This window comes from Lacticaseibacillus zeae subsp. silagei (assembly GCF_030770335.1).
In the GTDB taxonomy this organism is placed as follows: Bacteria; Bacillota; Bacilli; order Lactobacillales; family Lactobacillaceae; genus Lacticaseibacillus; species Lacticaseibacillus zeae.
Window position 1 is genome coordinate 2,902,639 of record NZ_CP132484.1, and the last position, 13,589, is coordinate 2,916,227.

General features: G+C 47.2%; 12 protein-coding genes. 9 read left to right on the forward strand and 3 right to left on the reverse strand.

Annotated elements, in window-relative coordinates:
• Positions 1 to 135 precede the first annotated feature (135 nt).
• Complete coding sequence (locus LACZS1_RS13440) at positions 136 to 1,464, reverse strand: M20 family metallopeptidase (RefSeq protein WP_070651137.1); 1,329 nt, start codon at positions 1,462 to 1,464, stop codon at positions 136 to 138.
• Between the two features lie 24 nt (positions 1,465 to 1,488).
• Positions 1,489 to 3,099, reverse strand: coding sequence for a peptide ABC transporter substrate-binding protein (locus tag LACZS1_RS13445; protein WP_070651135.1), 1,611 nt, complete (start codon positions 3,097 to 3,099; stop codon positions 1,489 to 1,491).
• Positions 3,100 to 3,888: 789 nt separating this feature from the next.
• Here LACZS1_RS13445 and LACZS1_RS13450 point away from each other — a divergent pair.
• The 9 genes from LACZS1_RS13450 (at position 3,889) to LACZS1_RS13490 (ending at position 12,540) form a co-directional block, all read left to right on the forward strand.
• A complete protein-coding gene (locus LACZS1_RS13450) occupies positions 3,889 to 5,046 on the forward strand; it encodes a FliK family flagellar hook-length control protein (protein WP_070651133.1) in 1,158 nt (385 codons plus the stop codon).
• Between the two features lie 198 nt (positions 5,047 to 5,244).
• Entirely contained in the window at positions 5,245 to 7,317 is a 2,073-nt protein-coding gene (locus LACZS1_RS13455; protein WP_093997780.1) for a helix-turn-helix domain-containing protein, read from the forward strand.
• A gap of 540 nt (positions 7,318 to 7,857) precedes the next feature.
• The gene (locus LACZS1_RS13460) at positions 7,858 to 8,280 is read left to right on the forward strand and encodes a choline-binding protein (RefSeq protein ID WP_070651129.1); all 423 of its coding nucleotides are present in this window, start codon (positions 7,858 to 7,860) and stop codon (positions 8,278 to 8,280) included.
• A 99-nt stretch (positions 8,281 to 8,379) separates the two neighbouring features.
• The gene (locus tag LACZS1_RS13465) at positions 8,380 to 9,057 is read left to right on the forward strand and encodes a helix-turn-helix domain-containing protein (RefSeq protein WP_070650229.1); all 678 of its coding nucleotides are present in this window, start codon (positions 8,380 to 8,382) and stop codon (positions 9,055 to 9,057) included.
• The gene (locus LACZS1_RS13470; protein WP_070650228.1) at positions 9,054 to 9,947 is read left to right on the forward strand and encodes an IS3 family transposase; all 894 of its coding nucleotides are present in this window, start codon (positions 9,054 to 9,056) and stop codon (positions 9,945 to 9,947) included. Before LACZS1_RS13465 ends, LACZS1_RS13470 begins: the two co-directional genes overlap by 4 nt.
• 91 nt (positions 9,948 to 10,038) lie before the next feature.
• Positions 10,039 to 10,857, forward strand: coding sequence for a hypothetical protein (locus tag LACZS1_RS13475; RefSeq protein ID WP_070651543.1), 819 nt, complete (start codon positions 10,039 to 10,041; stop codon positions 10,855 to 10,857).
• Position 10,858: 1 nt separating this feature from the next.
• Entirely contained in the window at positions 10,859 to 11,446 is a 588-nt protein-coding gene (locus LACZS1_RS13480; protein ID WP_070651545.1) for a hypothetical protein, read from the forward strand.
• A 13-nt stretch (positions 11,447 to 11,459) separates the two neighbouring features.
• Positions 11,460 to 12,059 carry an ATP-binding cassette domain-containing protein gene (locus LACZS1_RS13485; protein ID WP_070651548.1) on the forward strand — a complete coding sequence of 200 codons (600 nt, stop codon included), beginning with the start codon at positions 11,460 to 11,462 and terminating at the stop codon, positions 12,057 to 12,059.
• Complete coding sequence (locus LACZS1_RS13490) at positions 12,046 to 12,540, forward strand: hypothetical protein (protein ID WP_143450880.1); 495 nt, start codon at positions 12,046 to 12,048, stop codon at positions 12,538 to 12,540. Before LACZS1_RS13485 ends, LACZS1_RS13490 begins: the two co-directional genes overlap by 14 nt.
• Positions 12,541 to 12,625: 85 nt before the next feature.
• Here LACZS1_RS13490 and LACZS1_RS13495 read toward each other — a convergent pair whose 3' ends face one another.
• Positions 12,626 to 13,315 carry an SGNH/GDSL hydrolase family protein gene (locus LACZS1_RS13495; protein ID WP_070651552.1) on the reverse strand — a complete coding sequence of 230 codons (690 nt, stop codon included), beginning with the start codon at positions 13,313 to 13,315 and terminating at the stop codon, positions 12,626 to 12,628.
• Between the last annotated feature and the right edge of the window lie 274 nt (positions 13,316 to 13,589).

The following is a 13,589-nucleotide window of genomic DNA, read 5'->3' on the forward strand; positions in this document are numbered from 1 at the left end:
AAATCGCTCTGGGTATCCAGCTATATTTTTCACTTTAGAGTAAAGCTTTTTATAACTTCTTTTTTTAGCAAGATTGTCCCGGAACTTGAGCTTCCTTTTTAGGCCAAATAGGGGGGATTCGTTAGTTTCTCTGCTTTATGCCGCCAACTCACCCACCAGTTGCGTCAGATAATCAATAAAACTCAAGTAATCCGCAATCGCCACATTCTCATTGGGCCCGTGCGCTGCTGAGTTGGCATTGCCGATGCCACAGGAGATGATCGGGGCGTGATTGATGTCATAAAAATACTTCATTGGACCACTGCCGGGCGAGTTTAATTCGACCTGAACATCGTCATCCCCATAAGTCTTCCTTGCCAGCGCCACTGCTTCTTGCACGCGCGGGTCGTCCGGATCGGTTCGGAAAGGTGGTTCGCCCAGAAAGTCCGACACCGTGACGTCATCATAACCGCCGGCTGTTAATGCCGCTTTGATTAGGCGCACAGTCTCGGCTGGCGTTTGGTCCGGAACCAGCCGTAGATCGATCTTGGCCAGAGCGGTATGCGGCAGAATCGTTTTGCCGATCCCCGGACCTTCATACCCGCTTGAAAAACCGTTGATCGTCATGCTCGGTCGGTTATACAACGCTTCTTTAATCTCGTCTGCAGGCACCGTTGCCGGACGGGTGATGCCATAATTCTTGGCAAATGCCGCGTAATCAAAAACCGCACTGTCGATCAACTGCTTTTGGGTGGTGGTCAGAGGCTTCACGGAATCAAGAAAATGCGGAATCGTGATCTCATCATTGGCATTCTTCAAGGTCGCCAGCGCCTGCACCAAGCGCCATGCCGGATTCTCGGTGATCGCGCCTAAGCTGGAGTGAAGATCAAAATCGGCCGTCTTGACACTGAGCTGAAACGCCACGCCACCTTTGACGCCGAGCGAAATTTGAAACTTGCCTTGCTCATTGCGCCCGCCGGATTCCCACAAACAGAAATCCGCCGCCAGCAAGTCAGCATATTGCTTCAACAAGTCTTCCAAGTGCGGACTGCCTTGTTCTTCCCCACCTTCAACAAGAAACTTAATCGTACAAGGCAAGCCACCTTGCGCCTGTAACCGTTGGATCGCGGCCAGCCGTGCAGCTAACTCGCCTTTGTCATCATTAATCCCGCGAGCATACAGGTGAGTGTCCGTCATTTTTAATTTGAATGGATCACTTTTCCATAAATCCAAGGGTTCAGCCGGCTGAACGTCATAGTGATTATAGAAAAGTAACGTCGGTGCATCCGCGGATTGAGCTGGGAAAACCGCGTAAACCGCTGGATTCGCCGCGTCGGTGGTTAAAATCCGACTGGTGGTCGCGCCAAGTTTAGTAAATTGTTCCTTCAAAAAGGCAGCCGTTTCATCAATCTCATTGTCGGCAGCCAACGAAACCGAACGCAGCTTCAGATATTGAGTTAAAAATGCTTGCATCGGAAGATTCATTTTCAAGCCTGCTTTCTTATTACCTTATTTGAAATACGCATAGCGATATTCGGCCGGTTGCAACATGCTGTAGTGCAAGCCGCCGACCTTAGTGTTGATCAAGCGACTATTGGCACTTTGGAAGACCGGAATGTAGCCAGCTACGTCAATCACGCGGGCATTAGCGGCTAGTTCTTGCTGATAGCGGGCGGTGGCACTTTGACCCGTGGTGGTGTTGACCTTTTTCATCAACGCGGTGAATTGCTCATCGCTAAACTTCGAAAAGTTCGAAATGTTATCCGCCGTCGCCGTGTTCAGATAATCTGACGGATCCTGAATCGTTGAGTTCCAGCCCATCAAGACCGCGTCAAACTTGCCATCAAGCGATCGCTGAATGCGCGTCATTTTTGGCAGGCTGCTGACTGTGACCTTCAGCTGTGGCAATACCTTGGTTAGCTGGCTCTGAATGTATTCACCGACCTGCTTATCTGTATCGACATCAGAAGTGAGAATCGAGAAACTGATACTATCAGTGTTCAGCTCCTTCAATGCCGTCTTGAGATACGCTTTGGCCTTGGTTGGCGAATATGTCAGCGGCGTCTTGGCATCTTCAGTAAAGTCTTTGCCGGTCGTCGGATTGGTTTTAAGGCCCTTAGGTACAAAGGCTTTGGCCGGTTGGGAGCCATCCTGCAGAACTTTCCTTGTAAGCGCCTGCCGATCGAGTGCAGCCGAAATGGCACGGCGTAAGTTCACATTATTAAGCTGCGGATTTTTGGTATTGAGTTGCAGATAGTTCATATTGGCGGCCGGTGTCTTCGTCAAGGCTGGGTTTTGCGCTTCTTTTTGAATCAAGTTGCCAGATAGCGGCGCATCGTCTAACTTGCCAGTCGCAAAAAGGTTGTCGACTGTACTGGAATCTTTCAAAACATTGACGTGAACGTGATTGATCTTGACGGTTTTAGCCGCGTAGAAGTTTGGATCTTTCACATAGTCCCAGCTATCACTGGTGGTGCTGAAGTTTTTAATTTTGTACGCGCCGTTCGTCACAATTTTGTCGGCGCTTGAACCGAATTTCTTGCCATAGCGTTTAACCGCTGCTTCATTGGTCGGGTAATAACCGGTCATCTGACTGGAAAAATAGGGCGTCGGCTGACTGAGTTGGATTTTCAGGACATATTTACTTGGAGCGGAAACGCCAAGCGTATCGGGCGACTTTTTACCATCCACGATATCCTGATAATTGGCAATGGCGTCATACTGGTAGGCGAATTCGGTTTTGGTTTTTGGATCCACAATTCGCTTGAGTGAATAGACAAAATCCTTGGCCGTTACCGGGGTGCCATCACTCCATTTGACATCTTTGCGCAGTGTGAGCGTGTAGGTTTTACCATTGTCGGTTGGTTTCACGACCTTAGTGGCCATGGCCGGAATGATTTTGCCGGATTTGTCATGGTCATACAATGGCGTCATGATTTGCTGCAGGATGGCGCCGCTGGTTGCATCGACTGCGTGGGCCGGATCAAGGGAGCTGGCCTCGGTGCTGACGGCAACGTTTAGGGTACGTTGGTTAGTTGCCGCTTTGGTTGATTGGCCGCATGCGGCTAGGAGCAAGGTTAGGGTTATGCAGGTTAGTCCCAGGGAGTTATACTTTTTCATTTTGTGCCACCTCGTGAGAGTATTTTTGGTTGGAGGGCTTGGCGTTGGAGTTGGAGAAAGGGAAATTTGGCCGATGCTGTTGCACTCCATAACGCGTTCACTGGCGCAGGAGCCTGCGTGTAAGGACCTTGGTCGCAATGGCCTAAGCCCGGGCCATTGCGACCAAGGCCACTTACACTCCGGCTCCTAAGCGCGCCAGTTCACGCTCACAAAAAAACCGTCCATAACAAACATTCTTGTTAAGGACGGTTTCCCGCGGTGCCACCTTAGTTTGATCATGAGACTGCGCCTAGGGTTTTTGCCCTTGGCAGTTGATGATCACGCTTAGCCCGGGGCCAACACCCCGGCGACAACTGACGTATGCCAACACGTTTCCCCGTACTCGATGATCTTTCGGGGGAACCCTCAGTGGTCCATTTACTGACTTGCGTTCGGCCGGACTCTCAGCATCGCCGGCTCTCTGTGCGTGCACCATCAGCTTGATCTCCACTTCAAAGGTTTGCATGAACGGTTTATTTGATTGACACCAACGTTAACCGACTGCTCGGTTATTTGTCAAGCATCTCGTCATTAAATAACCAAACAGGCAAAAATAATCTTAATCGGCGCTCATTGTTGCTGTTATCGTCACCGCGGCGTCTTTTCGGTTTGGCAGGGGTTGCATTCATTTAGTAAACCCCTTATATTACGAATATATTAATGTGTAACAAAAAAGATTCAATTCGTGACCTGTTTGCAATGGTCCTGTTAAGTCCAGCCCGTACCATTAGGTTATTGGAGGTGGCATCAATGAAACAGAAACATATTTTCCAAATCCTGGTCGGCACCTTGATCGCTGGGTACCTGACCGTTTTCTACGGGATGCGGAGCACGATCGATACCTCATTTGCGCAACACGCGGTTCAAGCGGCAACGCAACAAACCAATCAACTATACACATCCGCAAAGCGAACTTTTCCAGCTAAACATTTGTCTAGGGCCGCGGTAACTTCAACTCAAGAAAAGTTGAAGCAACTGGCCAACAATGTTGATGATCGCAAGCAAAAGAAAACGATTCTGAAAGATAAACAAGACGCTGATGCAGCCAGTTACATGCTGACGATTGAAGAAACCACGAAGGCTCAGAGCAGCAATCTGGCGCAAATTGCCCAAGATGGTTCGCAGGCCAATAAGGCTTACAAGGCCATTGCGTCGACTAAGCCTGAATTTGCTGCTGATTACCAGCAATCAGTCAGTCAACTTTACAGAAAGTCGCTGGCAATTTCCCAGATTCAGAAACTCTATAAGGATCAAAACCTGCAGCACCCTAAGTCCGACCTCAGCAGTAGTAGTGTCGACTTAGCCGTTAACGCTGTTGAAAATGTCGAGAACCAGGACTTTGCCAAGAATGTTTTGCCATTAGTTCAAGTTGCCCGTAAGTCACAGGAAAGCAACGACTCGAACGTTGCGCTGGGTAACACGACATCAAGCGGTCAAAGCACGCAAAAACAAGACGCAACTACCACCAGTTCGGAACCGGCGAGTGGCGTCGGCAAGAAGGATAACTCATCTAGTCAGGCACCGACCAGCAGCGCCAGTCAGTCAAACCAAACCGATCAGTCCTCCTCCGCGGCGACAAGTAGCAGTTCCTCAAGCAAGTCAGACAATCAGCCGCAACCATCATCTGCTCCGACTGCTTCTAGTAGCTTGGAACCGATGACGACGGTTCTCAGTGGTGGCCTGTATAAGACTTATGATGACGCTGTCGCAGCCATCAAAGTTCAAGGTAAGTCTGTTGATGATATGACGGTAAAATCCGTAACGATGAGTGATGGTTCTTATCAGTGGACATGGGGCCCAAATGGTGACAGTGGCAGCAGCAGTAAGACAAGTTCTTCCTCAAGCACCAGCAGCTCTGCACCAACCACAAGTTCTGATAATGCCCAATCATCTAGCCAAAACAATTAATCTTAATATTTTTTGAGCGAACTGGAGTCCCAAAACGCGGACTTCAGTTTTTTTGTGTGCATCATCCACTGCCAACATCTTCGCTGACAAACCGCCATGTTCTTCCGCGAGTTTTCCCATAAGCGACGTAGCATATCATTCATGACGTCTGTTATGATTGGTGCAGTGGGGATTCGTCAAGACAAGGAGGTTGCGTCAATGCCAACCATTTTCAATGGGGTTCCTTGGTATGATCAACACCAGCAAGTCGTTAATGCTGTTGGCGGTTGTTTGATTCAGGAAAGTGGCAAGTTTTATTTATTCGGTGAATATCGGCAAGCGGAATCGACGGAATTCGCCGGATTCTCGCGCTATGTTTCAACCGATCTAGAAAACTGGACCTTCACGGGACTTGCTTTGCCGGTTCAGCCGTCTGGTCTATTAGGGCCGCATCGAGTCGGCGATCGGGTGAAGGTTGTCCGCGCCCAAACCGGTCAGTACATCATGCTCATGCACACCGATGATGAACGTACTTTCGATCCGGTTGTCGCGTATGCCACGGCTGATCAGCTAACCGACACGTTCACTTTTAAGGGTCCACTGCTTCTCAACAACCAATCCATTCGTATGTGGCATATTGGCAGTTTCACCGACGATGATGGTACGAATTATTTGCTAACACATGAAGGCGATATCTATCGGTTAGCAGCTGACGGTACAACCGCGGAGGCCAAAATCATCAGCAACATCGCACCCGGAACCGAAGCACCGGCGATGTTTCGCTTTCATGATCATTATTTCTTGTTGGCATCCCAAAAGACCAGCTGGGAGCACAACGACAACGTTTATTTTTCTGCCGACCAATTAACCGGCCCATGGACAGCACATGGCCCATTTTGTCCGCCGGGAACGCTGACGTATAACTCCCAAACTGCCGATGTCGCGCTTCTGCCCACTGCCAAGGGTACCGTTCCTTTGTACTTAGGTGATCGCCATACTTACCCGCAACTGGAAAATAGCACTCACGTCTGGTTACCTTTGAGTGTTCATGAAACCACATTGTCCGTTCCCCATTACTGGCCTGCGTGGGACTGGTACCAGCAACGCGAACAGCCGCTGACGTTGACCCCACTGGCTTGGACCGGACAGACCAATGACGCTAGGATGACGCTCAAATTCCATGGCACGGGCATTACGATGACCGGACAAACTGGTACGCACGGCGGTTTTGCCAAAATAACGTTACGTGATGAAGCTGGCCAAGTCAAAACTCAAGTGTACACGGATTTTTACAGCCTCCTGCATGAGGATGCACCGTGCTACCGGTCACCAACAGAACCACTTGGTCACTATGAACTAACCATCGAAGCGCTCGGTGCACACGGCGATTGGTATGATAAAGCGCGCCGCCGTTATGGCAGCAATGGTAATCGTGTGACCATCACTGGCTATCATATTGACCATCCCACAAACAAGCATCCAAAAGCCGTCATTACATATCATGCTAGCAAGCAACCATTCACGCTTAATAAAATCGGATTTAACTGGGCTCAGTCAGCGATAGCCCGACCTGAGGGCAGCGGCGATTACCAATGGTTACAAAGTGATATTGGTGAAGGCGAACTGACCATCGGCGATCAGCAAATTAATTTGCGCCCGGGGCAAGGCATTTTGATTAATCTGAATACGAGTTACGCTTATCATCCAGTAACGTCGCTTTGGCAGACGAGCTATCTTAGTTTCAGCGGAACGATTCTCGATGATCTCATCCCTGGCCTGCAAACCGCCAACACGCTTTTCTTTCCGGTACTAGGAACAGAAGTACTAGGCTTCATTCATGAACATACGCGTTATCAACAGACACATCGCTATCAAGACGATCAGAATGCCGCGATTGTCCAAAACTTTTTAACCAAATTAAAACCTTACACCGCGCGTTTAAAATCAGATGCGAACAAGCAAGCGCTGGCTGAACAAACACTGAACCTGTTGCAACAACATTTTCAAGAAAACCTGACAAACGAGCATCTGGCCGAAATGACCAACTACAGTGTGCAATACATGCTCCAAACGTTTCATGATTTGTACCAAACCACGCCACGTCGGCTTTTGACGATCTATCGGGTCATTCAGGCCAAACAGCTACTCATTGAACAACCTGATTTACCGCTTTCCCAAATTGCCCGCCAATCAGGGTTTCATTCCGAAACCTACATGATTCGGGCGTTTAAACGGCAGGAACACTTGACGCCGGGTGAGTTTCGGACGATTGCCCATCAGTTGCGGTCTTAATTCAACGTTAGATATTTATCGAAAGTCCTGAAGTGTGTCAGGGCTTTTTTCGTTGAGATAATGCAGGAGGAAAGACAGCTGCAATACCGAATAATCGAGCTGGAAAATACGTACTATTGATTGCTTATGCGGGTCTTCAGATTGAGTTTCAGTAACCTTCAAGCTCGATTATGGCACTACACGTCAAATTGGTCTATATTAATTCTGACAAATTTAAGCAAATGGCCTTTATAAATTCAGTTATTTTTAATAACTAGATTAATTTTACATTTCAAGCCCGAAGAATTAACTCGTTGTAATAATTTATACGTTTGCAAATCCCAATACATCGACTACAAGTCAATTCAACTTAGAGGAGATTTCATCACTAAATACCATGATTCGCTTGATAGTTAAAAAACGGATGTGCCGCTTATTTGAAACTTTTATTTGTTGTTTTTAATCTTTTTGTTTATTTTATCTTGACGGTACAATCGCTTTCCGGTATTCTTTGGCCATGCTGATATATCACTTTTGCCACTTTTAAAGGAAGATTTCCACATGAAGAAGTATCTTTTTAAAAGCGTCTGGACAAAAACATTCGTAACTGGTCTGGCTTTATTTGCTCTGACAGGCGCGACCACGGTTTCTGCTGCTGGGGGGTATTGGACAATATCCCAAGAACGTGTGTCTGCGTATGGCGACTGGAGCGAGTTTGGGTCGGCTAATGTTAAACAGACCAATTCGAATGTTGCATCATTTAATGGAGATGCACTGCCTAATAGTCTCGGCTATAATGTGCGTCTTATTAATAATGCTGGTGAGTTCCGATCAGACCAGGTGGGGCTGTATGTCAATTCAACCTCGCATGCTGATAATAACAGTGGACTAGCTGGTTACAGTTACTATGCTGATGTTCGTTCACAATACTATGAACCAAACCAGTCAACGGTAAAACTACATTTTAGTGCTGACGAATTATAAACCAACCACAAAATCCAAGAGGGCGCAGACTGCGATAATCCCTTTATGGTTGTCAGATGAAATATCATAATTCATCTGATGATCATGGAGGGATTTTCTATGCCCAGATCTAAGCATACAGCTCAAGAAAAGTTACTCATATTGGAGGAGTTCAGACATTCGAATATAAGTATCAGTAGTTTCTCCCGTCAACACGGTCTTGGTGATCGTACATTACAACGTTGGCAGGCGCGCTATGAACGCGATGGGATTAAGGGATTAGAGGAAGCTCGAAAGAATCAACATTATACCAAGGAACAAAAGCTTGAAGCAGTACTTGCTTATCTCAGTGGTGAAGGGTCATTAGCCGAAGTCACGATGCAATTTGGTCTGCGCTCATCAACACAATTGCAAAGATGGATAGCCATGTATAATAGGGATCATCAATCTTTGACGGCTTCACCGTCTAGAAAGCAGGTCCCCACCATGAGTCGTACAACCACCTTCGAAGAACGCATTAAAGTCGTTGAATATGTCACTAAGGGTAAGCACTCCTATACTGAAGCGGCAGCCCATTTTGATGTGTCTTATCAACAGGCACGGTCTTGGGTGATCAAGGCTCGCGAAGGCGGTTATGAGGCGCTGGTAGATAACCGTGGTCACCACAAAGACAAGCGTGATCTAACCGAATTAGACAAGGCCAAACTGCGCATTCGTCAACTAGAAGCTGAGCTCAAGGACAAAGAGCTAGTGGAGGCCTTTGTAAAAAAATTACTGGAAATCCAGCACAAGGAGTGATCAAACAACACCGACAAGCTTACCGTGCCATCGAAGAAGTTAGTCAAGGCCAACATGGCGCTGTCACAAAGTTATTGGACGTTATTGGCATCAGCCGTCAAGCTTATTACAAAGGCTTAAGGCGGGAGGAAACAGTGTGGGAGGCCCACGATCGACGGCTTAAGGAGCGGACTCAATATTGGTTTGATTTTCATCACCAAGGCATTGGTGCTGGGAATCTCCTGATCAACTTACAACAAGATGAGCTGATTGACTTTCCGGTCACGATCAAACAAGTTCGTCGCGTCATGCGCGAGCTTGGCATTCGATGTCAGATCCGCCAAAAACGGCATAGGCGCGTCAAGCAATCTGAACAGTACCTGCAAGACAATGTGCTCAATCAATGCTTCTACGTGGAACGCCCTAATCAAGTCTGGCTAGCCGACTCAACCGAGTTGAAATACGGTATCAACGGCGAGTACAAGATGCGCCTCAGTGGCGTTCTTGACCTCTATGGCCGCAATCTGTTGGCTTACAACCTGAGTGCAACCGAAACAACCGCTGCCGAGATTCAGGTCTTCCAGCGCGCTTTCACTCGCGCTGGCAACGTCCATCCGCTCATTCATACTGATCGTGGTTCCGCCTATACATCCAAGGCATTCAACCGCTACCTCAACCAATTTGAAGTCACACGAAGTATGTCACGGCCGGGAACGCCCTATGACAACGCACCGATAGAGCGCTGGTGGAACGAGTTTAAACTGCGGTGGATGGATCGTCATCCAATGGCAAAGACTTACAAGGAATTCGTCAAGCTCGTTGAAGACGGGATCCACTATTTCAATCACGAAAACCGTTCAGGACAAAGAGACGGCCTTACCCCAGAAGAATACTGGAATAAGGCCGTCTAAAAGCTACCAAAATTTTATATTATTTCATCTGTCAACTTGACAGGGCCGACCGCAGACCATGTGTGCCCTTTTTTTATAAAGAGGCGATGACATGTATTTAACTAACGGCAAGAAGATAGTGGGGTTTATGCTGATTGCTTACTTCGCAGTCGTGACGTGGGTTGCTGTACAGGTCGTTACTAGTAACCTAGGCGTCGGCATTCACGGTGACACACCTTTAACAGATTTTTTGTATATGCAGTTCGGTGGTTCACAAAGCTCTGTCCTTTTCGATAGTCTAACAATGATGTTGTTAACAGGTGCAGGTGCTTTTTTATTTATTTACATCAAAAACAATCGCGCTTTTTACATGGTTCAACAGCGTATCGGCTATACCGCTTTTCTCAAACGTGCCGTGATCGCATCTTTTTTAAGCGCGTTTGGGCTTTCAATCATCACCAAGCTGTATGAATTGACTGTCATCATCATTGCAGCAGGACGTCTACCATCAAATGTCGTTTTGCCAAAAATCGCACGATTTGGTAATGGTCCTTTCGATGACAACACATTATTAAGCTTTGCCATCTTCGTACTTTTATCCAGCATTGGCTGGGGCATTTATGCAATCTTCATTTTTGCGATTGGCTTATTTGTTCGTAAAAATAGCATCTATATTGTCCTCGGTGCGGTGCTTGGCATTGGCCTCATTACCGGCATCGCACTGCTCGGCAATTTAAATCTTATCGTATCGCACGTTCTTTATGTGATCTTTCTGCCAACCTTAATCGCGCCTGGGCAAATTCGCCTTAATATTTTCCAAAATCACCAACCGAATGTTTATATTAGTTTTCTCTTGGCAGCTTTAGCGTATGCTGGCATGAGCTGGTTAGTCATGCAGTTATGGCTTAAAAGAAGGAAGGTTGCTGAGTAAGATGCAATTAACGCGCAAACAAGTAAAGCTTATCCCCCAATGGCAAGTTTTAGTCGTAGCGGTGTTGGCTTTTGCCAGTTGTGTTACTTGCTTATTAATGAATCATTCCCATAAAGACATCATCGGTAGCTTGATTCGATCCAATCTTCCGGTTCTGATTTCACAATCATTCTTGTTAGTCTTTTTCACGTGGCAAATTTCCCAATGCCAGCCAATTGCGCCACTTGTCGGGATCAGACAGCAGTCAGAAAAAATTCAACGATACCTCATCTTCATGCTTTTAACTGAATCGACTTTTTATTTTGCAATTTACACCGTCACTTTTGTTTTCAGTGGCATTAACCCATTTATTGACGGGTCGGCAATGATCGGCAGCCTCATTTTACTGCTGCGTTTCTTACTCATTGCCATCTTAGCGATTATGATCGCTGCTGCTTATCAGCATCGGCATGTCGGAGCTATTTTGACCCTTGCGTTACTGGGAAATTTCGCCTACCACTATTTGCTGGAAATGAAGGTCCTATTGATCATGTACAGTCCGATTTACGATCCGGTATATCGCGCAATTCACCATCTATACGAAGGCTAAGGAGGAAAGCCACATGTTGAAAATCAACCATCTTGCCAAAGCGTTTAAGCACACCCCCGTTTTGACCGATGTTTCGCTTCAGGCTGAGCCTGGCGAACTCATTCATATTGCCGGTGAGAACGGTTCGGGAAAGTCAACTTTATTTAAAATTATTACTGGCCTTCTAACTGCAGATCACGGTACCGTCAAACACGATCCTGATGACGTTATCGGTGCCTTAATTGAAAACCCAGGATTTTTGGAATTCGAAAATGTGATGACAAATTTGCGCTTCCTAGCCGAATTGAATCATCGCTTTGACGCCGATCGTATTAAGGCATTATTAACCCAGTTCCACTTAGATCCTGCCAGCCGCCAACCAGTCAGCAAATATTCAGTCGGCATGCGCCAAAAGGTCGGGATCATTCAAGCGATCATGGAAAATCAGACGGTCATCTTGCTTGATGAACCCACTCGCGGCCTTGATCCAGACAGTATCCACCAGTTCATCAATTTGATGACAACCCTAAAACATGAGCAAAAAACCGTGATCGTGGCAAGTCATGACCACGTCGCCGGTCTCGATTATGATCAGTCCTTAGTCCTAAAAGACGGGCAACTTGCCAATGCGTAAGGGCTTAATTTTCACCGCTTACTTCCTGGTCATTTTACTCGTTTTCATGGCTGTGCCTGCTTCATTTCCGCAGCTTTCACCACAACAACTGGCTAGTTTGCTGGTAGCCTATCAACAAAAACCGCTTCTACTAATGTTTGTCAGCGCAGGAAGTTTCTTTTTTGACTATCTATCCTGGGTCATGCCGCAAACCGAATACCGGGAAATTCAAACTTTAGTCCACATACGCACGCCGCGGTTTAAACCAATTGTCGCGAGTTACTGGCGGTTGGCCTGGCGCTATTTTTTGCCTTTCCTCGCGCTCAAAGGCTATGTCCTTATCTTATGCGCCAATCGCGTTGTTTGGATCAGTATCGTGGTCTGGGTGGTAGAATGGCTTGCATGGACGGTTGTGAGTTTAACGCGACGTCAGGCCATCCCCAGCGCAGTTATCTTCATGAGTTTTTTACTGACACGCTTTCTTCTTCACGGTTTGTTTTAAAATCAATCTATAGTAAAGACGCCTTTTAAATGCTGGCCGGCATTTAAAAGGCGTCTCTGTGTTTTAATCGTTTTTAACCGCTGACTTAACACATCGCTGCAAGTGCCGCAGTAATCCGCGGCTCGTAAAACAACCGATATCCATCAGCATTAGGATGCGTTCCCGTTCCACCAACGGCATTGCGATTATGCCCGTCAGCGTCAACTTTGTCATAGGAATAATCATGTTGATAAGCCGGAATAAAGGCGTTAAACCCGCTTTGTGTGTAGAGGTCCACGACAGGAATGCTCCATTTGCGGCAAATCGCAAGTGAAACGTCATGTAGTTTTTCTTGAGTCGCCAATGTGCGCGCCGGCGTTTTATGGGTGGTGATGTAAAGCGGATGCGCCCCTTGGTATTTGGTCAATAACATGCGGCATACTGTCTCGAACGCACCGCAATAAGTAGCCGTGTCCAGCTCATCGGCAAATCCGGTACTGATGCTGCCAAGAACTTTCGGATCATCAGTCACACTGGCATAAGCGTCATTAGCGATACCGTCAAACACGATCAAGTCCGGTACTATTTTGGGTGCCTGCTCGACTTGATGAACAATGTTGATGACTGGATCCTCATTGGGCACCACGCGCATCGTGGCACCATTAATGGCGTACTTGTGATAGATCATGTGGTGGGCTCTGGCGATGTCATCGACAAAACTTTCGTGGGCAGCATGGCCTTCGACGATACTGGTTCCAAAAGCGTATAACATTTTTTTATTAAGGGGATCTTGCATGTTGGGTTTCCTTTCTGTTTGGTTGTTGTGTGGCGTTGATGAGTGGGGTTGTTCTATTTTGGGTAAATTGGACTTCGACTGTCGCGTTCTATAACGCGCTCCCCGGCGCAAAAGCCTGCGTATAAGGACCTTGGTCGCAATGGCCTAAGCCCGGGCCATTGCGACCAAGGCCACTTATACTCCGGCTTCTAAGCGCGCCGGCTCGCGCTCACTCACAAAAAATGTCCAACAACCATGGGAGTGAAAGTTGTTAGGCATCGATAACGATTTAAGC

Coding starts and splice junctions, on each gene's coding strand:
- LACZS1_RS13460 (WP_070651129.1), top strand. CDS start 7,858: ATGAAGAAGTATCTTTTTAAAAGCGTCTGGACAAAAACATTCGTAACT.
- LACZS1_RS13445 (WP_070651135.1), bottom strand. CDS start 3,099: ATGAAAAAGTATAACTCCCTGGGACTAACCTGCATAACCCTAACCTTG.
- LACZS1_RS13450 (WP_070651133.1), top strand. CDS start 3,889: ATGAAACAGAAACATATTTTCCAAATCCTGGTCGGCACCTTGATCGCT.
- LACZS1_RS13440 (WP_070651137.1), bottom strand. CDS start 1,464: ATGAATCTTCCGATGCAAGCATTTTTAACTCAATATCTGAAGCTGCGT.
- LACZS1_RS13455 (WP_093997780.1), top strand. CDS start 5,245: ATGCCAACCATTTTCAATGGGGTTCCTTGGTATGATCAACACCAGCAA.
- LACZS1_RS13475 (WP_070651543.1), top strand. CDS start 10,039: ATGTATTTAACTAACGGCAAGAAGATAGTGGGGTTTATGCTGATTGCT.
- LACZS1_RS13480 (WP_070651545.1), top strand. CDS start 10,859: ATGCAATTAACGCGCAAACAAGTAAAGCTTATCCCCCAATGGCAAGTT.
- LACZS1_RS13465 (WP_070650229.1), top strand. CDS start 8,380: ATGCCCAGATCTAAGCATACAGCTCAAGAAAAGTTACTCATATTGGAG.
- LACZS1_RS13495 (WP_070651552.1), bottom strand. CDS start 13,315: ATGCAAGATCCCCTTAATAAAAAAATGTTATACGCTTTTGGAACCAGT.
- LACZS1_RS13485 (WP_070651548.1), top strand. CDS start 11,460: ATGTTGAAAATCAACCATCTTGCCAAAGCGTTTAAGCACACCCCCGTT.